The sequence below is a fragment of the Devosia sp. genome (assembly GCF_028290435.1).
Taxonomy (GTDB): Bacteria; Pseudomonadota; Alphaproteobacteria; order Rhizobiales; family Devosiaceae; genus Devosia.
Genome location: NZ_JAQGJV010000019.1, coordinates 1 through 18,697 on the forward strand (window position 1 = coordinate 1; position 18,697 = coordinate 18,697).

Genomic DNA, 18,697 nt, shown 5'->3' on the forward strand with positions numbered 1-18,697 from the left:
TGAAGAAGCTCCGGACCATGAGCCCGATGTCGGCCGAAGCCACGGTCGTGCGGAACTATCTCGACGTGCTGCTCGGGATGCCTTGGGGCAAGAAGAGCAAGGTCAAGCGTGACCTGGTCCTGGCCGAAAAGGTCCTCGACGAGGATCACTACGGCCTCGAGAAGGTCAAGGAACGCATTCTGGAGTATCTGGCCGTGCAGGGCCGCGTCGGTAAGCTCAAGGGCCCGATTCTCTGCCTCGTCGGCCCTCCAGGCGTCGGCAAGACCTCGCTCGGCAAGTCGATCGCCAAGGCGACCGGCCGCGAGTTCGTGCGCATGGCTCTGGGCGGGGTTCGGGACGAAGCCGAAATCCGCGGTCATCGCCGGACTTACATCGGCTCCATGCCCGGCAAGGTGATCCAGTCGCTCAAGAAGGTCGGGAAGTCCAACCCGCTGTTCCTGCTCGATGAAATCGACAAGATGGGCCAGGACTTCCGCGGCGATCCGTCGTCGGCACTGCTCGAAGTGCTTGATCCGGAGCAGAACCACACGTTTGCCGATCACTACCTTGAGGTCGATTATGACCTCAGCGACGTGATGTTCGTGACCACCTCGAACACCCTGAACATCCCCGGCCCACTGATGGACCGCATGGAGATCATCCGCCTGTCCGGTTACACCGAGCAGGAAAAGCACGGGATCGCCAAGCAGCACCTCATTCCGGAGACGCTCAAGGAAAACGGGCTGGCCCATGGCGAGTTCGTGCTGAGCGACGAAATGCTGACCGCCGTGATCCAGCGCTACACCCGTGAAGCGGGCGTGCGTAACCTCAAGCGCGAAATCAGCAAGCTGATGCGCAAGGCCGTGGCCGAGATCGTCAAGACCAAGGTCAAGACGGTGGTGATCAACGAAGAGTTGCTGACCAAGTATCTTGGCGCGGACATCTACACGCATGGCGAAATCGAAGCCGAAGCGCAGGTTGGTCTGGTCACGGGCCTCGCCTGGACCTCGGTTGGCGGCGAGCTGTTGACGATCGAAGGCGTGATGACGCCGGGCAAGGGTCGTATGACCGTGACCGGCAACATCAAGGAAGTGATGAAGGAATCGCTGACCGCGGCGACCGCTTATGTTCGGTCTCGCTCGATCGATTTCGGCATCAAGCCGCCGATGTTCGACACGCGTGACATCCACGTCCACCTGCCCGAAGGCGCCACCCCCAAGGATGGTCCGTCGGCTGGTATCGGCCTCGCCACCGCCATCGTTTCGGTGATGACCGGTATCGCAGTGCGCAACGATGTCGCCATGACTGGCGAGATCACGCTGCGGGGCAGGGTGCTGCCGATCGGCGGATTGAAGGAAAAGCTGCTGGCCGCGCTGCGCGGTGGCATCAAGACCGTGCTGATCCCCGAGGAGAACGTTCGCGATCTCGCCGAGATCCCGGACATCGTCAAGGACGGCATGGAAATCATCCCGGTCAGCCGGATGGACCAAGTCATCAAGCACGCGCTGGTGCGCCAGCCCGAGCCGATCGAGTGGAACTTCGATGAGAAGGTCGTCACTCCGGCCGTCGTCGATGTCGATGAAGCCACGGCAGGCCTGCCGCACTAAGCGGCGATCATGATTGAGAAACGGCGTCCTTCGGGGCGCCGTTTTTGTGTGTGCACAGCTGAACCGTGAACTGTCGCGATACGTTCGCAACCCCTTCCTAAAAAACGGTCGGACCCGCGCTCTACGCGGACTGCCTCACATTTTCATGGAAGGATTCTTCATGACCCTCGCCCGTACCTCAATGCTCGCCTTGAGCCTGGCTCTGTTGTCCAGCGTAGCGGCCATTGCCCAAGAGGCTGACATCATGGTTCGCGGCGCTGCCGGCGACATCACCCAGCCGGGCGGCGCCCGTCGCCTGAGCGGGGATATCACCGAGGCGCTGAAGGCTTCGCTGGTCAACACCCCGGCCAAGAACGTCATCCTGTTCATCGGCGACGGCATGGGCGATTCGGAAATCACTGTGGCGCGCAACTATGCCGAGGGCGCCGGCGGCTTCTTCAAGGGCATCGATGCCCTGCCGATCACCGGTCAGTACACCCACTATGCGCTCAACAAGGAGACCGGCAAGCCGGACTACGTCACTGACTCGGCGGCTTCGGCGACCGCGTGGTCGACCGGCGTAAAGACCTATAACGGCGCGCTCGGCGTCGATATCAAGGAAGCGCCGCACCAGACGATCCTTGAACTGGCCAAGGCCAACGGCCTCGCCACCGGCGATGTCTCAACCTCGGAAATCCAGGACGCCACCCCGGCGGCGCTGGTCTCGCACATCACTGGCCGCCGGTGCTACGGTCCGGTCGCGACCACCAAGGATTGCGCCAGCAACGCCCTCGAAAACGGCGGGGCCGGCTCGATCACTGAACAGTACCTCACCGCCCGTGCCGACCTCGTTCTCGGCGGCGGCGCCAAGAGCTTCGCTGAAGTTGCGGCCGCCGGCGAATACAAGGGCAAGACCCTGATGGAGCAGGCCAAGGCACTCGGCTTCGTCATCGTCACCAATGCCGACGAGATGAAGGCGCTGACCGCGGCCAACCAGGACAAGCCGGTAATCGGCCTGTTTGCCGAAGGCAATCTGCCGGTTAGCTGGGTGGGGCCAAAGGCAACATATCACGGCAATCTCGACGTGCCGGCCTATACCTGCACGCCCAATGCCGATCGTCCAGCAACCCAGCCGTCGCTGGCCGACATGACCACCAAGGCCATCGAACTGCTCAGCACCAACAAAAAGGGCTTCTTCCTGCAGGTGGAAGGCGCTTCGATCGACAAGCAGGATCACGCCGCAAATCCGTGCGGCCAGATCGGTGAAACCGTTGACCTCGACGCCGCTGTCCAGGTTGGCCTGGCCTTCGCCAAGGAACATGGCGATACCCTGGTCATCGTCACCGCAGACCATGCCCATTCCAGCCAGATCGTCGAAGAAGGCACCGAAGCGCCTGGCCTCACTGCTCGCCTGACCACCAAGGACGGCGCTGTCATGGACATCAGCTACGGCAATTCGGAGGGCGACTCGCAGGGCCATACCGGCGCCCAACTGCGCATCGCTGCTTTCGGTCCGCACGGTGCTAACGTGTCGGGCCTAACCGACCAGTCCGACCTCTACTTTACCATGCGCGACGCGCTCGACCTGAAGTAATCCACGGTCCGCCGGTCTAAATGGTTCGCAGCATTGAAAGCGGCGCTCGATGAGCGCCGTTTTTTACCAACACCTCAAAAAGCGCTAGGAAGGCCAAGGATTTGCACGATATGAGAGGTCGCCGGAATGGCCCGGCCCCCATTATAGAAAATCCAGATGCGCACCAAATTGCTCGCCGTCGCCGCCCTCGCCTTGATGACCCTTTCGCTTCCCGCCTATGCCGAGGACGCCGTTCCGGCTGAAGACCAGGTGAGCGATGCGGTGGATATCGCGTTCTGGTGTGGCGCGGCCTTCACCGTCGCCTCGATGTCGGACGATCTGCCTGCCGATCAAAAGGCGGCATCCGACCACATGGCGGACCTGGCATTTGCCCGCGCCAAGGCTGCGCTGGATGCCGATGGCATCGAGGCTAGCGAATATGACCGCCTGACCGATTTCTACGTCTCGTCCGCCGTCGCAGCGCTCAGCACCGGCGAAGAAGACATGCGCTATACCTCGGACGAGTGCGTGGCCGAAGCGACCGCGGAATAAGTCGAATACTCTTTGCGATGAAACGGCGCCTCAGGGCGCCGTTTTGTTTTTGGAGCCAGGATGGCGGGAACGGACCCCGCGTTGCGAAAAGAATAAACCATGAACACCCTTGTAACGCATCCGTGAGGTAGTTACATCACTGTGCCTGCGGTGCTGAGGGGAAATCGGCCTGCGTTTGATCAACGAGGTCGAGATGAACAAGGCTCTAGTCGTCATTCTGGCTGCCGTTACCATTGATGCCATCGGCATCGGGCTGATCTTTCCAATCCTGCCGGCGCTGCTGCGCGACGTCGCCCATACCGGCGAGGTCGCGACGCTGTTCGGCATCATGCTGGCCCTCTATTCGGCGATGCAGTTCCTGTTCTCGCCGGTACTCGGTGTGCTGAGCGACCGCTTCGGCCGCCGGCCGGTGTTGCTGATCTCGCTGGCCGGTGCGGCGATCGACTACCTGATCATGGCATTCGCGCCGCATCTGTGGATGCTGGTGCTGGGGCGTGCCATTGCCGGACTGACGAGCGCCAATATGGCCGTCGCAACGGCCTATATCACCGACATTTCCGCGGAGGAGGAACGCGCCAAGCGCTTCGGCTATTTCCACGCCATGTTCGGCATCGGCTTCATCATCGGACCGGTGCTGGGTGGCCTGCTGGGCGATTACTGGGTGCGCGCGCCGTTCATCGCCGCGGCACTGCTCAACGCGGTCAATTTCTCGCTGGCATTTTTCGTGTTGCCCGAATCGCGGGCAGGGCAGGCGGGAACGAAATTCGACTGGAAAACGCTCAATCCATTCATCCCGCTGAAGTGGGCGCTGACCTTCAAGGCACTGATTCCCATGATGGCGATCTTCGTCATCATGAATTTCGTCGGCACCATGTACGGCACTGTCTGGGCGCTGGTGAGCGAGGACAGCTTTGGCTGGACCGGCCTGATGATCGGGCTTTCGCTGGGCGCGTTCGGGTTTTTCCACGCCGGCGCGCAGGCTTTCCTCACGGGGCCGGCCGTGGCGCGGCTGGGCGAGCGCTGGGCACTGATCACAGGTATGGCGTTCGAGCTGACCGCGCTGGTCATTCTGGGATTCACGACGCAAGGCTGGGTGATGTTCGCAGTGGCGCCACTATTCGCGATGGGCGGCATCGGCATGCCGGCGCTGCAATCGCTGACCACCACCCAGGTGGATGGCGACAAGCAGGGCCAGCTACAGGGCGTGCTGGCGAGCCTGGTGAGTCTGGCCGCGGTGTTCGGCCCGCTGTTCTTCAGCTTCGTCTATTTTGCCATCCGCCCGACCTGGCCGGGGCTGATCTGGATCGTGGGGGCGGGGATTTACCTGCTGGCGCTGCCGGTAATGCTTGGCATTCGCCGCAGCGTGAAAACGCCCGTCCAAGGTTAGAAATGTACGGAAAACCTGCAAAATAGCCCGGAACTCCGGGCAAAACCGCAAAACCACCCTTGTTCGCCCCACAATTCCAGTTCATTAACAGCTTTGCACCGCTTGGTGGACCAAAAAGCCCGGATATCCTTGCGTTTCTGCTCAGAATCGCAAAAAGGTTGCGGCGTTTTGGTTCGCCAGCCATGGCGGGCATTCACTGTGAGGAAACGCTATGAACAAGAACGATCTGGTTGGCGTCGTTGCCGACAAGGCTACGATCACCAAGGCACAGGCCGCCGAAGCTGTGGACGCAGTGTTCGAAGCCATCACGGCTTCGCTCAAGGGCGGCGATGAAGTCCGTCTCGTCGGTTTCGGCACTTTCGCCGTCTCCGCGCGCAAGGCCACCACTGGCCGCAATCCCGCCACTGGCGCGGAAATCCAGATTCCGGCTTCCAACCAGGCAAAGTTCAAGCCCGGTAAAGGCCTGAAGGACGCGATCAACTAATCACCGGCAACGGTTTGATACGATCGATCGGCCCCGAGCGCAGCGCGCCGGGGCCGTTTCCTTGCCCCGATATGGCTCGCCGATGCTGTTGGCAGTTGACGGGCAGGGGCAGGCACCCTAATAGGGCGCCACCTGACCCGGCCTTTAGGCCCCAGGGCGATTAGCTCAGTTGGTAGAGCGCCTCGTTTACACCGAGGATGTCGGCGGTTCGAGTCCGTCATCGCCCACCAGCCTTCGCGCCATGCGCTACGGCTCGGCAGGCCAGCCGGACACTCCGCACCATATGCTTGCTGGGCCGCTTAGGTCCGTCGCGGTCGCTACGCGCCACTTGTTGTCAAACATCAGCAGACGATCAGAAGCCACGGATTCGCCTTGGTTTTGTTCCCGCAGCCTGTGCGCGCATGGCGCTTCGCCAACGATATCCCCAACCCATACTGAAATAGTCACGCAATCGTCTTTTGGGCGCTTGACTTACCCCGTGGTGGCCCGTAAACGAACCACACGTTGCGCCGAGGGAAACCTTGGCCGCTGCGGGAGTAGCTCAGTTGGTTAGAGCGCCGGCCTGTCACGCCGGAGGTCGCGGGTTCGAGCCCCGTCTCTCGCGCCACTCTCTTTCTCATAATCGTTGAGAAATCGAAGAGTGGCGCTGGGTCGAGGCCCGCACATCCGCATCATTCACAACGCTCGCAGCCAGTGCGCTTCATTTTGACGTGAGCCCACTGATCTTGCGTAACCAAACAGCCATATAAAGCGAACTGATGAGCAGTCAGCTCTCAAAAGAGGATCGCTCCTATGTCCGCCCAAGCCAAACTCGTAAACCGTTCGATGCCATCGCCCCGCGTGATCTGGGCTTCCCTACTGGTCGTGCCATTGCTCGCGCTGGCATTCTGGCAGGTCAGGCCCATGGCACAGGAGGCTCCTGTGGTGATTTCCGCACCGACGCAGGATATCGCCGAAACCGGCCCATCAGCCGTAACGGTGTTTGCCGGCGGCTGCTTCTGGGGCGTGCAGGGCGTGTTCCAGCATGTCAAAGGCGTGACCAAAGCCGTTTCGGGCTATACTGGCGGCGACGCCAGCACGGCGTTTTATGAAATGACCGGCTCGGGTGACACCGGCCACGCCGAATCGGTGCAGGTCACCTACGATCCCAGCGTCGTCACCTATGGCGAACTGCTGCAGATCTATTTCTCGGTGGCCCATAACCCCACGCAGTTGAATTACCAGGGCCCGGACCACGGCACGCAGTATCGCTCCACCATCTTCCCGGCGACCGATGCGCAGGCAACGCTGGCCAAGGCCTATATCGCCCAGCTCGACACGGCCAAGGCCTTTCCCGAAAAGATCGTCACCACGATCGAAGCGGGCAAGACCTTCTACCCGGCCGAGCAATATCATCAGGATTTCCTGACGCTGAACCCGACCTATCCCTACATCGTCATCAACGACTTGCCCAAGGTCGCGGCGCTGAAGGACCTGTTCCCCACCGAGTACACCGACCAGCCAGTACTGGTCGGCCAGCTCTAATCCGCCTCTCCGGACCGTCAATTCCGCTCGCGTCTGTTCTCACAGATGCGGGCGGCGTCGTTTGTGGCCGATCTGCAACGGTCATTGGGTGCCTTGTTTTGGCCGCCCACGGGACCCATTTGAGTCAATAAGTCCAGCAAAACTAGGCTTGTCAGGGGATACTCCAACGCCGCTGACACGCAGAAATCGGTGAAAAGAGGCCCGCTGACCGGGCCGGAACTCCCTGACAAATGCGGCGTTGCGCCTCTGAATGGAATACGGACCCCAGGAGAACGGCATGATGAGCTTGTTCAAGACATTGGCGCTGACCGCCCTGTGCTCTGCACTACCGGTTGGCGGCGCCATGGCGGCGGACATGATTACCGTGCCCACTTCAACTCCGGTCGAAATGCCTGTTGCCGAAGGCATGGCCTACGACTGGAGCGGCTTTTATGCCGGGGTCTATGGCGTGGGCCAGTTCAGCGGCGCCGACGGCGATCAGTTGGGGCTGGGAATCAGCGCGGGCGTCAACGCCCAGTTCGATTTCTACCTGCTGGGCGCCGAAGTTGCCGTGCACGGACTCACCGGCGGCGTCGGCGATACCAGCTACGGACAAATTCTGGGCCGGGCAGGGCTCGTCGTCACTGACGACGTCGTGGTCTATGCGGCCGGCGGCTATGGAATCGATCTAGGCGCGCCCCAGGAGGACGATGTCCTCGTGGGTGGTGGCGTCGAGTTGTCGATCACCGACTCGGTGTCGGTCGACGCCCGATACCTGCATGGGTTCCCCATCACGGGCGATAATGCCAAGGACCAGTTTACCATCGGCGCCAAGTACCACTTCTAGGCGCTGATTCGACCCGGTTGTCCCGCCTCGGCGGGGCCGCCAATGCCTGCAGGGGAATCTCCGGAGTTCGGAAAAACCCCTTATCTTCCGCCGCTTGTGCGACACCTCGTCGCCCTATCGGCGCCGCGATCCGTCGCATTTGTATCAAATTGGGCCATATCGGATGCATTCGCGCAACACCTGCCCCGAAATGGACACTAAATCTTATCCGCACCGCCAAATTTGCCTTGGTGCGGGGTTGTCATAAGGGTGCCCCTGAGGCATCTATCGTCACGACTACGGTTAACTCTATGGAGTGCAAGATATGTTTGTACGTTCTCTCTCTCTCGGTGTCGCTGCTGTGGCACTTCTCTCGTCGGGCGCAATGGCGGCCGATCTGATCATCCCGACCACTCCCCAGCCAATCTATGAGTCGGCTGGCTTCTCTTGGGATGGTCTCTATGCTGGTGTTGAAGCCGGTGGCCTGTTCAACGACACCGACGACACTCGTGGCCTCATCGGCGCAGTGGTCGGTGTGAACTTCACCGTTGCTGATCCGATCGTTATCGGCCTTGAGCTGCAGGGCGACTACGTGTTCGAAGGCGACAACACCACTGACGCTGGCCTCTTCCTGGCCCTCGGCCATGTTGGTGCTGTCGTGACCGACCAGGTTCTCGTTTATGCTGCTGGCGGCTTCGGTGCCATCACTGCAAACGGCGATTCGTCGGGCGTGTACGCTCTGGGCGCTGGCGTTGACTTCGCTGTCACCGACAACGTGTCGGTTCGTGGCGAAATCCTCGGCCTCGGCAACTTTGACGATGCCAATGACGACTTCTTCGACGCTGCCAAGGCAACCGTCGGCGTGTTCTACCACTTCTAATTGCAGGTGGTCCGGGCGGTACGCCGCCCGGTTCGCAACAGCGTCTTGCAAACCCGATTCGGCGAACCTTCACTGGTTCGCCGTTTTGGCTTTAAAAGGTCCGGTTCGTCCGGGCCTTTTTGCGTTTTGGAGAAACCGGATGCCTGCGAGCGGGCAGGGCGAAGCCACCGCAGCCGACTCATTGTCTCAATGCACAACGTGCAAATCGCGGCGCCCGCACGACCCATCGGCGTCGCGGCGAAGGACGTCCCGGCCGCGATCAAGGTCGGAAAAGGCCAAGGCAGCGGCCCCATCGGCAACGCCAGCTATCCTCTCCAATCCCTCATTGGCGCGACAGCTATCCGCCGGACTGGCGCCGTGGCAGTTGATTGTTCTGCCGGCACCCCCTCACGATATATGATTATTTCTCTCATATTTTCTTTTCCTTGAAACGCATTAGCCGAAGGGCTAAGCCCTAGCCATCATCTTCTGTGTCGGTTCGCTCGCCCCAATTGCCTGCGTAATCCGCGCGGGCCCGGTCGCCCGACCGGTCTAGAAAACAGGCTGCCGCATGACTGATTTGCTCAGCGACTATCTGCCGATTGTCCTCTTCATTGGCCTCGCCGCCGTTATAGCGCTGTCGCTATTGGTGGCGCCGTTCATCATCGCGGTGAAGAACCCTGACCCCGAAAAGGTTTCGGCCTTCGAGGCGGGTTTTGACGCCTTCGACGATGCGCGCATGAAGTTCGATGTCCGTTTCTACCTGGTGTCGATTCTCTTCATCATCTTCGATTTGGAAGTTGCCTTCCTGTTTCCCTGGGCCGTGGCCTTCCGGGACGTGGGCTGGTTCGGCTTCTGGTCGATGATGATCTTCCTGGGTGTCCTGACCGTCGGCTTTATCTACGAATGGAGCAAAGGGGCGCTGGAATGGGATTGAACGAGACCACTGCGATCGCTCCGCGTCCACGCGGCCTGATCGATCCGCGTACCAACAAGACTGCCGGCGCCGACGACCCGTTTTTCACCGACGTGACCGACGAGCTGGCCGACAAGGGCTTCCTGGTCGCAGCCGCCGATGAACTCATCACCTGGGCCCGCACCGGTTCGCTGATGTGGATGCAGACGGGCCTGGCCTGTTGCGCAGTCGAAATGATGCAGATGTCGATGCCGCGCTACGATATCGAGCGCTTCGGCACCGCACCGCGTGCCTCTCCGCGCCAGTCGGACGTGCTGATCGTTGCCGGCACGCTGACCAACAAGATGGCTCCGGCTTTGCGCAAGGTCTATGACCAGATGCCAGAGCCGCGCTACGTCATTTCCATGGGCTCCTGCGCCAATGGCGGCGGCTATTACCACTATTCCTATTCTGTAGTCCGCGGCTGCGATCGGGTGCTTCCGGTGGACATCTATGTGCCCGGCTGCCCGCCGACGGCCGAAGCGCTTTTGTACGGCATCCTGCTGCTGCAGAAGAAGATTCGCCGCACCGGCACCATCGAACGGTAGGACGCCATGGATACGGAAGACGTAACACCAGAGGTCCATCCGCTGCTGGCGCTCGGCAACTATGTCGGGCAGGCGATGGGCAAGGCTGTGCAGTCGGTTTCGCTGAGCTTTGGCGAATTGACCCTGACCATCGACCCATCGACGATCGTCGAAGTAGCGACCTTCTTGCGCGATGATTCGGAATGCCGGTTCTTCACCATCACCGATATCTGCGGCGTGGACTTTCCCGAGCGCGACCAGCGCTTCGAGGTGGTCTACCATTTCATGAGCCCGACCAAGAATCGCCGTATCCGCGTCAAGCTGGCGGCTGACGACGTCACCCCGGTGCCGAGCATCGTCAGCGTCTTCCGCGGCGCCGAATGGTTCGAGCGCGAAGCCTACGATCTCTACGGCATGCTGTTTTCGGGGCATCCCGACCTGCGCCGCATCCTGACCGACTACGGTTTTGACGGTCACCCGCTGCGCAAGGATTTCCCGGTCACCGGCTTTGTGGAAGTTCGCTACGACGAGGAGCGCAAGCGCGTCGTCTACGAACCCGTCAAGCTGATGCAGGAATTCCGCACGTTCGACTATCTGTCACCTTGGGAGGGTACGGACTACGTGCTGCCCGGTGACGAGAAGGCAAAGAACTAATGGCCGAAGCAGAAGTTCGCAATTTCACCATCAACTTTGGCCCCGTGCATCCTTCGGCGCATGGCGTGCTCCGCTTGATCCTGGAACTCGACGGCGAAATCGTCGAGCGCGTCGATCCCCATATCGGGCTGCTGCATCGCGGCACCGAGAAGCTGATCGAGAGCAAGACCTACCTGCAGGCCGTGCCGTATTTCGATCGCCTCGACTATGTGGCGCCGATGAACCAGGAGCATGCCTTTGCCCTGGCCGTCGAAAAGCTGCTGGGCCTGGAAGTGCCGCGCCGCGGCCAGCTGATCCGCGTGCTCTATTCGGAAATCGGGCGCCTGCTGGCGCATCTGATGAACGTGACCACGCAGGCGATGGACGTTGGCGCGCTGACCCCACCGCTCTGGGGTTTCGAGCAGCGCGAAAAGCTGATGGTGTTCTACGAGCGCGCCTCGGGCAGCCGTATGCATGCCGCCTATATCCGCCCGGGTGGGGTCCATCAGGACCTGCCGCAGGCATTGGTCGACGATATCGATACCTTCTGCACGACCTTCCCCAAGGCTCTGGCCGATATCGACAGCCTTCTGACCAACAACCGCATTTTCAAGCAGCGCAACGTCGATATCGGCGTTGTCGATCTGGACGATGCGTGGAACTGGGGCTTTTCGGGCGTCATGGTGCGCGGCTCGGGCGCTGCCTGGGACCTGCGCAAGAGCCAGCCCTATGAATGCTACGACGAGATGGAATTCGACATTCCGATCGGCAAGAACGGCGACTGCTACGACCGCTACCTGATCCGCATGGAAGAAATGCGCCAGTCCACGCGCATCATGAAGCAGTGCGTAGACAAGCTGAACGCCCCCGAAGGCAAGGGCCCGGTGTCCTCGCTCGACGGCAAGGTCGTGCCGCCCAGCCGCAGCGAAATGAAGCGCTCGATGGAAGGGCTGATCCACCACTTCAAGCTCTACACCGAGGGCTATAAGGTGCCGGCCGGCGAAGTCTACGCCTGCGTCGAAGCCCCCAAGGGCGAATTCGGCGTCTACCTGGTGTCCGACGGCACTAACAAGCCCTATCGCTGCAAGATTCGCGCGCCGGGCTTTGCCCATCTGCAAGCCATGGATTTCCTGTGCCGCGGCCACATGCTGGCTGACGTCTCGGCGATCCTGGGTTCCCTCGATATCGTGTTCGGAGAGGTTGACCGCTAATGGTTTCGCGTCGCCTAGCGGAAGATTCGGTTCAGCCGGCATCGTTCGCGTTTAGCAATGACAACGCCAAGTGGGCGGAATGGAAGATCGGGCTATACCCGGCCGGCCGGCAACAGTCTGCCGTCATTCCGCTGTTGATGCGCGCTCAGGATCAGGACGGCTGGGTCAGCCGCGCCACCATCGAGACCATCGCCGACATGCTCGGCATGGCCTATATCCGCGTGCTGGAAGTAGCGACGTTCTATACGCAGTTCCAGCTCAAGCCGGTTGGGACGCGCGCCCATATCCAGGTGTGCGGCACGACGCCGTGCATGCTGCGCGGGGCGGGCGAACTGATCGAGATTTGCCAGCACAAGATTCACCACGACCCGCACACCACCAATGCCGATGGCACGATGAGCTGGGAAGAGGTCGAGTGTCTCGGGGCCTGCGTGAACGCGCCCATGGTGGCGATTTTCCACGACACCTATGAAGACCTGACCGCCGAAACCTTCGAGACGCTGGTCGATGCCTTCGCCGCCGGCAAGGGCGACACCGTCAAGCCGGGTCCGCAAGTTGATCGTGTGACTTCGGCTGCTGCCGGTGGCCGCACGACGCTGCTCGAAGCGCCGACTGCGACGCGCGAAAAGTTCATTCCGCCGGTTCCGCCAGAGGCGCCCGTCGTTCCTGCAGCAGCACCAGCCGCTGCTGCGCCGGCTCCCGCCGCTGCGCAGGCACCGACGACTGCCGCCAAGCCCAAGGACGTGAGCGAAGAATCAGCTCCCGCCCTCAAGGGCCCCGCGCCGCAGGGCAAGGTTTCCCAGGCCAAAGCCGAAGGCGAGCGCAAAGCCGCCAATGCGTCGGCCAAGGCTAATGGCGAGCCGAACGCTGCGATGCGTCCGACGGCTACCGGCGCTGAATCGCCGGCCGGCAAGATCGATGGCGGCAAGGCTCCGGGCAAGGCGACCAAGTCGGCTCCAGCCGAGGGCGCAACCCCTGCTGGTACCGCCGAGGCCCCGGCTATCGTCGCACCGGCCGTCCCAGCCACGCAGGTCAATCCTGTGGCTGAAAAAGGTGGCGACGCGCCACTGTTCGTGGCGCCAAACGACGCGCCGGACGATCTCAAGCTGATCTCGGGCGTCGGCCCGGTGCTGCAAGCGCGGCTCAATAGCCTTGGCATCACCAAGTGGAGCCAGATCGCCGCTTTCGGTCCCGACGATATCACCAAGGTCGAATCCAGCCTGAACTTCAAGGGTCGGGTGACCCGCGACAACTGGCTGGCCCAGGCCGCTGCGCTCGCCAAGGGCGGCGAAGCTGAATATGTCCGCGTCTTCGGCAAGAAGCCGCGGTAGGAGTGAACGATGCTCGCTGATAAAGACCGCATTTTCACCAATCTCTATGGCCAGGGCGACTGGACCCTTGAGGGCGCGCGTTCACGCGGCGCTTGGGTCGGCACCAAGGAGTTCATCGACTCCGGGCGCGACTGGATCACCAACGAGGTCAAGGCTTCGGGCCTGCGCGGCCGCGGCGGGGCAGGGTTCCCCACGGCGCTGAAATGGACCTTCATGCCCAAGGTCAATGATGGGCGCCCGCATTACCTGCTGGTCAATGCCGACGAATCCGAGCCGGGCACCTGCAAGGACCGCGATATCCTGCGCCACGATCCGCACCATCTGGTCGAAGGGTGCCTGTTGGCCGCCCGCGCCATGGACGCGCACCTGGCCTTCATCTATGTGCGCGGCGAATTCATCCGCGAACGTCAGCGTCTGGAACATGCCGTCGAGGAGGCCTATGCGGCCAAGCTGATCGGCAAGGACAATATCCACGGCTGGGACCTGGACATCATCGTCCATCACGGCGCCGGTGCTTACATCTGCGGTGAAGAAACCGCGCTGATGGAGTCGCTGGAAGGCAAGAAGGGCCAGCCGCGCCTCAAGCCGCCATTCCCGGCGGGCATGGGCGTCTATGGCAACCCGACCACGGTGAACAACGTCGAGTCGATCGCTGTAGTGCCGGAAATCCTGCGCCGTTCCGGCGCCTGGTTCGCCAGCCTCGGCCGCGCCAACAATACCGGCACCAAGCTGATGTGCGTTTCGGGGCACGTGAATACCCCGGCGACGTTCGAAGAAGAGATGGGCATTCCCTTCGAGGAAATGATCGAAAAGCACTGCGGCGGTATCCGCGGCGGCTGGGACAATCTGCTGGCGGTCATCCCCGGCGGGGCTTCGGTGCCCTGCGTGCCGGGTGAGAAGATTCGCGGTGCCCGGATGGATTTCGACGGGTTGCGCGAGGTCGGCTCTTCGCTCGGCACTGCCGCGGTGATCGTCATGGACAAGCAGACCGACATCATCAAGGCGATCTGGCGCCTCTCGGCTTTCTACAAGCATGAGAGCTGCGGCCAGTGCACGCCGTGCCGCGAAGGCACCGGCTGGATGATGCGGGTGATGGAACGCATGGTCGAAGGCCGCGCCCAGAAGCGCGAAATCGACATGCTGTTCGAAGTCACCAAGCAGATCGAAGGCCACACTATCTGTGCGCTGGGCGATGCGGCCGCCTGGCCGATCCAGGGCCTGATCAAGAACTTCCGCCCCGTCATCGAAGCGCGGATCGATCAATATACCTGGTCCTCGACCAGCGACGGCGCCGTGCCGTCGATCGCGGCGGAGTAGGGGCCATGGCCAATATCAAAGTCGACGGCAATCTCGTCGAAGTCCCCGATTACTACACGCTGATGCAGGCGGCCGAGGCGGCGGGCGCGGAAATTCCGCGTTTTTGCTATCACGAGCGTCTGTCGGTCGCCGGCAATTGCCGCATGTGCCTGGTCGAGGTCAAAGGTGGCCCGCCCAAGCCGACTGCGTCCTGCGCTATGTCGGTCAAGGATTTGCGGCCCGGCCCGAATGGCGAGCCGCCCGAAATGTTCACCAATTCGCCGATGGTCAAGAAGGCCCGCGAAGGCGTGATGGAATTCCTGCTGATCAACCACCCGCTGGATTGCCCGATCTGCGATCAGGGCGGTGAGTGCGATCTGCAGGACCAGGCCATGGCCTATGGCGTGGACAAGAACCGCTTCGCCGAGAACAAGCGCGCCGTCGAGGACAAGTACATTGGCCCGCTGGTCAAGACCTCGATGAACCGCTGCATTCACTGCACGCGTTGCGTGCGGTTTACGACCGAGGTTGCCGGCATTGCCGAGATGGGCCTGCTGGGTCGCGGCGAAGATGCCGAGATCACGACGTACCTCGAAAAGGCGCTGACCAGCGAGCTGCAGGGTAACGTCATTGACCTGTGCCCGGTTGGCGCACTGACCTCCAAGCCCTACGCCTTCAATGCCCGTCCGTGGGAGCTGAACAAGACCGAATCCATCGACGTGATGGACGCCGTCGGTTCCAACATCCGCGTCGACAGCCGTGGCAATGAAGTGATGCGCGTGCTGCCGCGCATCAACGAGTCCATCAACGAAGAATGGATCTCCGACAAGACCCGCTTCATCTGGGACGGCCTCAAGAGCCAGCGGCTCGATCGCCCCTATGTGCGCAAGGCCGGCAAGCTGCAGGCTGCGACATGGGACGAGGCACTCGCTGCCGTCGCCGCACGCGTCAAGAAGGCCGGCAACAAGGTCGGCGCTATTGCTGGTGATTTGGCTGCCGTCGAGGAAATGTATGCGCTCAAGGCTTTGCTGGCTTCGGTCGGCTCGGGCATGACCGACGTGCGTCCGGCGATGTCGGGCATCGATCCGTCCATGGCGCGCTCGGCCTACCTGTTCAACCCGACCATTGCCGGGATCGAGCAGGCCGACGCCATTCTCATCATCGGCGCTAATCCCCGCAAGGAAGCGGCGCTGATCAATGCGCGCATCCGCAAGACCTGGCGCGCCAAGGGCTTGCCGATCGCTGTCATCGGCGAGCGTGCGGACCTGACTTATAGCTATTCCTATCTCGGTGAGGGCTTCGAAACCCTGGCCGAGCTGGCTGCGGGCAAGGGCGAATTCGCCGAAGTCCTGGCCAAGGCCAAGAACCCGCTGATCATCGTCGGTGAAGGCGCCGTCTCGCATGCCAAGCTCGGCAAGCAGGTCGGCCGCGACACCATCGCACTGGCCGCCAAGCTGGCAACCGGCGCGGAAGTCGCCGAGGGCTGGAACGGCTTTGCGCTGCTGCACAATGCGGCGAGCCGCGTTGGTGGCATCGATATCGGCTTCGTGCCGCATGATGGCGGCGTTTGCTCCGCCGATCAGATCGCGCTGGCCGGCAAGGGCGAGCTCGACGTGCTGTTCCTGCTCGGCGCCGACGAATACGACACCTCTGCAATGGGCAAGGCCTTCGTCGTCTATATCGGCAGCCACGGCGATGCCGGCGCACACCGCGCCGACGTCATCCTGCCGGGCGCGACCTATACCGAAAAATCCGGCACTTATGTGAACACCGAGGGCCGCGTGCAGATGACCAACCGCGCCGTGTTCCCGCCGGGCGATGGCAAGGAAGACTGGGCGATTGTCCGCGCACTGTCTGGCGCTATCGGAAAACCATTGCCGTTCAACTCGCTGACGCAGCTTCGTGCCGCGATCTATGCCGAATTCCCGCATCTTGCGCGGATCGACCAGATTGCGCCGGGCGCCGTGGCCGACGTCACCAAGCTGGCCAAAGCCGGCATCAAAACCAAGTCGGCTCCTTATGGTTCGGCCGTTGCCGAATTCTATCTGAGCAATCCGATCGCGCGTGCCTCGGCCGTCATGGGCGAATGCGCCGCCATGGCTGCCGGCCTGCGGCAAGCGGCGGAGTAGGGGAGCACAATGGACTTCGTACTCTCCGCCCTCGATTATCTGCTCGGCATCCCCTTCCTCGGTTGGGGCATGCAGATCGGTTTCGTCTATAAGGCCCTGGCTTTGCTGGTTGGCCTCCTGATCTTCACCGCCTTCATTCTGCTCGCCGATCGCAAGATCTGGGCGGCGGTGCAAATTCGCCGTGGCCCCAACGTGGTCGGCCCGTTCGGCCTGCTGCAGAGCTTTGCCGATCTGCTCAAGTTCGCGCTCAAGGAAGCCATCATTCCGGCCGGCGCTGACAAGCTGCTGTTCCTGTTTGCGCCCCTGCTGACCGCCACACTGGCGCTTGCGGGCTGGGCCGTCATCCCCGTCAATGACGGTTGGGCGATGGGTAACCTCAATATCGGCATCCTCTACGTGCTGGGAGTCTCCTCGCTGGGCGTCTATGGCGTCATCATCGGCGGCTGGGCTTCGAACTCGAAATATCCGTTCCTCGGCTCGCTCCGTTCGGCGGCGCAGATGGTGTCCTACGAAGTCTCGATCGGCCTCGTTATCATCACCGTGCTGCTCTGCGTCGGATCGCTGAACCTCAATGACATCGTCATTGCCCAGCGCGACATGGGTCTGGCCCATATGATCGGGCTACCGCAGCTCACGTTCCTCAACTGGTTCTGGCTGCCGCTGTTCCCGATGTTCGTGGTGTTCTACATCTCGGCCCTGGCTGAAACCAACCGCCCGCCATTCGATCTGGCGGAAGGCGAATCCGAGCTCGTCGCCGGGTTCATGACCGAATATTCCTCGACCCCGTATCTGCTGTTCATGCTGGGCGAGTACATTTCGATCCTGTTGATGTGCGCTCTGACCACCGTCCTGTTCCTGGGTGGCTGGACCAGCCCGATCGACCTGCCGCCCTTCACCTGGGTGCCGGGCCTGATCTGGTTTTTCCTCAAGGTCAGCGCGGTGTTCTTCATGTTCGCCATGGCCAAGGCCATCGTGCCGCGCTACCGCTATGACCAATTGATGCGTATCGGCTGGAAGCTGTTCCTGCCGCTGTCGCTGGCCTGCGTCGTGGTCCTCGCTTTCATTCTCCAGCTCACCGGCTGGGGCTGGCACGGAGGGATTGCCTGATGCAATTCGTCAACACGCTGTTCCTGCGGGAGTTCGTTTCAACGTTCTTCCTCGCCATGCGCTACTTCTTCGCGCCCAAGCCGACCATCAACTATCCCTTCGAAAAGGGTCACGTGTCGCCACGCTTCCGTGGTGAGCATGCGCTTCGCCGCTATCCCAATGGCGAAGAGCGTTGCATTGCCTGCAAGCTGTGCGAGGCCATCTGCCCGGCCCAGGCCATCACCATCGAGGCCGGCCCGCGCCAGAACGACGGCACGCGCCGCACGGTGCGCTACGACATCGACATGGTGAAGTGCATCTATTGCGGCTTCTGCCAGGAAGCCTGCCCGGTGGACGCCATCGTGGAGGGGCCGAATTTCGAATTCTCCACCGAAACGCGCGAAGAACTTTATTACGACAAGGCCCGGCTGCTGGCGAACGGGGATCGCTGGGAGCGGGAAATCGCCCGCAATCTGGAACTGGACGCACCGTACCGATAGGCCATCCGGCCAATAACGAGACAACATGTTCGAAGCGATTGCCTTCTATTTCTTCTCGGCCATCCTCATCGCCTCGGCGGTGATGGTGATCGCCGCGCGCAATCCCGTGCATTCTGTGCTGTTCCTGATCCTCAGCTTCTTCAACGCCGCCGGGCTCTTTGTTCTTCTGGGCGCCTAGTTCCTGGGCATGATCCTGATCGTGGTTTATGTCGGTGGCGTCTCCGTGATGTTCCTTTTCGTGGTGATTATGCTGGATGTGGATTTCGTCGTACTGTAGCGC

17 protein-coding genes, 2 tRNA genes and 1 pseudogene are annotated in these 18,697 nt (G+C 61.7%); all 20 read left to right on the top strand.

The window, feature by feature from the left end; all coding sequences use genetic code 11:
- A partial coding sequence (gene lon, locus JWP26_RS05570; protein ID WP_299724548.1) for an endopeptidase La occupies positions 1–1,586 on the top strand: 1,586 nt, incomplete at its 5' end.
- A 160-nt stretch (positions 1,587–1,746) separates the two neighbouring features.
- Complete coding sequence (gene phoA / locus JWP26_RS05575; protein WP_299724550.1) at positions 1,747–3,159, top strand: alkaline phosphatase; 1,413 nt, start codon at positions 1,747–1,749, stop codon at positions 3,157–3,159.
- A gap of 156 nt (positions 3,160–3,315) precedes the next feature.
- Positions 3,316–3,690 carry a hypothetical protein gene (locus JWP26_RS05580; RefSeq protein WP_299724552.1) on the top strand — a complete coding sequence of 125 codons (375 nt, stop codon included), beginning with the start codon at positions 3,316–3,318 and terminating at the stop codon, positions 3,688–3,690.
- 193 nt (positions 3,691–3,883) lie between these two features.
- Positions 3,884–5,077: a TCR/Tet family MFS transporter gene (locus tag JWP26_RS05585; RefSeq protein ID WP_299724554.1), complete on the top strand. Its 1,194-nt coding sequence runs from the start codon at positions 3,884–3,886 to the stop codon at positions 5,075–5,077.
- Positions 5,078–5,288: 211 nt separating this feature from the next.
- Positions 5,289–5,561: an HU family DNA-binding protein gene (locus JWP26_RS05590; RefSeq protein WP_299724556.1), complete on the top strand. Its 273-nt coding sequence runs from the start codon at positions 5,289–5,291 to the stop codon at positions 5,559–5,561.
- 154 nt (positions 5,562–5,715) lie between these two features.
- A tRNA-Val gene (locus JWP26_RS05595) sits at positions 5,716–5,791 on the top strand.
- A 300-nt stretch (positions 5,792–6,091) separates the two neighbouring features.
- Positions 6,092–6,168: transfer RNA gene (locus JWP26_RS05600), tRNA-Asp, on the top strand.
- A gap of 185 nt (positions 6,169–6,353) precedes the next feature.
- Entirely contained in the window at positions 6,354–7,085 is a 732-nt protein-coding gene (gene msrA / locus JWP26_RS05605; RefSeq protein WP_299724557.1) for a peptide-methionine (S)-S-oxide reductase MsrA, read from the top strand.
- A 277-nt stretch (positions 7,086–7,362) separates the two neighbouring features.
- Positions 7,363–7,911, top strand: coding sequence for a porin family protein (locus JWP26_RS05610; protein WP_299724559.1), 549 nt, complete (start codon positions 7,363–7,365; stop codon positions 7,909–7,911).
- Positions 7,912–8,215: 304 nt separating this feature from the next.
- Positions 8,216–8,770 (top strand): outer membrane beta-barrel protein, encoded by a 555-nt coding sequence (locus JWP26_RS05615; protein ID WP_299724561.1) that lies wholly within the window; start codon positions 8,216–8,218, stop codon positions 8,768–8,770.
- Positions 8,771–9,320: 550 nt separating this feature from the next.
- Positions 9,321–9,686: an NADH-quinone oxidoreductase subunit A gene (locus JWP26_RS05620; RefSeq protein ID WP_299724563.1), complete on the top strand. Its 366-nt coding sequence runs from the start codon at positions 9,321–9,323 to the stop codon at positions 9,684–9,686.
- Positions 9,677–10,252 (top strand): NADH-quinone oxidoreductase subunit B family protein, encoded by a 576-nt coding sequence (locus JWP26_RS05625; protein WP_299724565.1) that lies wholly within the window; start codon positions 9,677–9,679, stop codon positions 10,250–10,252. Before JWP26_RS05620 ends, JWP26_RS05625 begins: the two co-directional genes overlap by 10 nt.
- A 6-nt stretch (positions 10,253–10,258) precedes the next feature.
- Positions 10,259–10,885, top strand: coding sequence for an NADH-quinone oxidoreductase subunit C (locus tag JWP26_RS05630; protein ID WP_299724567.1), 627 nt, complete (start codon positions 10,259–10,261; stop codon positions 10,883–10,885).
- A complete protein-coding gene (locus JWP26_RS05635) occupies positions 10,885–12,075 on the top strand; it encodes an NADH-quinone oxidoreductase subunit D (RefSeq protein ID WP_299724569.1) in 1,191 nt (396 codons plus the stop codon). Before JWP26_RS05630 ends, JWP26_RS05635 begins: the two co-directional genes overlap by 1 nt.
- Complete coding sequence (gene nuoE / locus JWP26_RS05640; protein ID WP_299724571.1) at positions 12,075–13,406, top strand: NADH-quinone oxidoreductase subunit NuoE; 1,332 nt, start codon at positions 12,075–12,077, stop codon at positions 13,404–13,406. The genes JWP26_RS05635 and nuoE overlap by 1 nt, the downstream gene beginning before the upstream one ends.
- 9 nt (positions 13,407–13,415) lie before the next feature.
- The gene (gene nuoF, locus JWP26_RS05645; RefSeq protein ID WP_299724573.1) at positions 13,416–14,723 is read left to right on the top strand and encodes an NADH-quinone oxidoreductase subunit NuoF; all 1,308 of its coding nucleotides are present in this window, start codon (positions 13,416–13,418) and stop codon (positions 14,721–14,723) included.
- Positions 14,724–14,728: 5 nt separating this feature from the next.
- Positions 14,729–16,831 carry an NADH-quinone oxidoreductase subunit NuoG gene (gene nuoG / locus JWP26_RS05650; RefSeq protein ID WP_299724574.1) on the top strand — a complete coding sequence of 701 codons (2,103 nt, stop codon included), beginning with the start codon at positions 14,729–14,731 and terminating at the stop codon, positions 16,829–16,831.
- Positions 16,832–16,900: 69 nt separating this feature from the next.
- Positions 16,901–17,938, top strand: coding sequence for an NADH-quinone oxidoreductase subunit NuoH (nuoH, locus tag JWP26_RS05655; protein WP_299724578.1), 1,038 nt, complete (start codon positions 16,901–16,903; stop codon positions 17,936–17,938).
- Entirely contained in the window at positions 17,938–18,417 is a 480-nt protein-coding gene (nuoI, locus tag JWP26_RS05660) for an NADH-quinone oxidoreductase subunit NuoI (RefSeq protein WP_299724576.1), read from the top strand. Before nuoH ends, nuoI begins: the two co-directional genes overlap by 1 nt.
- Positions 18,418–18,442: 25 nt before the next feature.
- Positions 18,443–18,682, top strand: a pseudogene (locus JWP26_RS05665) (NADH-quinone oxidoreductase subunit J); the annotation flags it as partial.
- Positions 18,683–18,697: the final 15 nt, after the last annotated feature.

Coding starts and splice junctions, on each gene's coding strand:
- phoA (WP_299724550.1), top strand. CDS start 1,747: ATGACCCTCGCCCGTACCTCAATGCTCGCCTTGAGCCTGGCTCTGTTG.
- nuoH (WP_299724578.1), top strand. CDS start 16,901: ATGCAGATCGGTTTCGTCTATAAGGCCCTGGCTTTGCTGGTTGGCCTC.
- JWP26_RS05620 (WP_299724563.1), top strand. CDS start 9,321: ATGACTGATTTGCTCAGCGACTATCTGCCGATTGTCCTCTTCATTGGC.
- JWP26_RS05585 (WP_299724554.1), top strand. CDS start 3,884: ATGAACAAGGCTCTAGTCGTCATTCTGGCTGCCGTTACCATTGATGCC.
- JWP26_RS05625 (WP_299724565.1), top strand. CDS start 9,677: ATGGGATTGAACGAGACCACTGCGATCGCTCCGCGTCCACGCGGCCTG.
- nuoI (WP_299724576.1), top strand. CDS start 17,938: ATGCAATTCGTCAACACGCTGTTCCTGCGGGAGTTCGTTTCAACGTTC.
- msrA (WP_299724557.1), top strand. CDS start 6,354: ATGTCCGCCCAAGCCAAACTCGTAAACCGTTCGATGCCATCGCCCCGC.
- nuoF (WP_299724573.1), top strand. CDS start 13,416: ATGCTCGCTGATAAAGACCGCATTTTCACCAATCTCTATGGCCAGGGC.
- JWP26_RS05630 (WP_299724567.1), top strand. CDS start 10,259: ATGGATACGGAAGACGTAACACCAGAGGTCCATCCGCTGCTGGCGCTC.
- JWP26_RS05580 (WP_299724552.1), top strand. CDS start 3,316: ATGCGCACCAAATTGCTCGCCGTCGCCGCCCTCGCCTTGATGACCCTT.
- JWP26_RS05635 (WP_299724569.1), top strand. CDS start 10,885: ATGGCCGAAGCAGAAGTTCGCAATTTCACCATCAACTTTGGCCCCGTG.
- JWP26_RS05590 (WP_299724556.1), top strand. CDS start 5,289: ATGAACAAGAACGATCTGGTTGGCGTCGTTGCCGACAAGGCTACGATC.
- nuoE (WP_299724571.1), top strand. CDS start 12,075: ATGGTTTCGCGTCGCCTAGCGGAAGATTCGGTTCAGCCGGCATCGTTC.
- JWP26_RS05610 (WP_299724559.1), top strand. CDS start 7,363: ATGATGAGCTTGTTCAAGACATTGGCGCTGACCGCCCTGTGCTCTGCA.
- nuoG (WP_299724574.1), top strand. CDS start 14,729: ATGGCCAATATCAAAGTCGACGGCAATCTCGTCGAAGTCCCCGATTAC.
- JWP26_RS05615 (WP_299724561.1), top strand. CDS start 8,216: ATGTTTGTACGTTCTCTCTCTCTCGGTGTCGCTGCTGTGGCACTTCTC.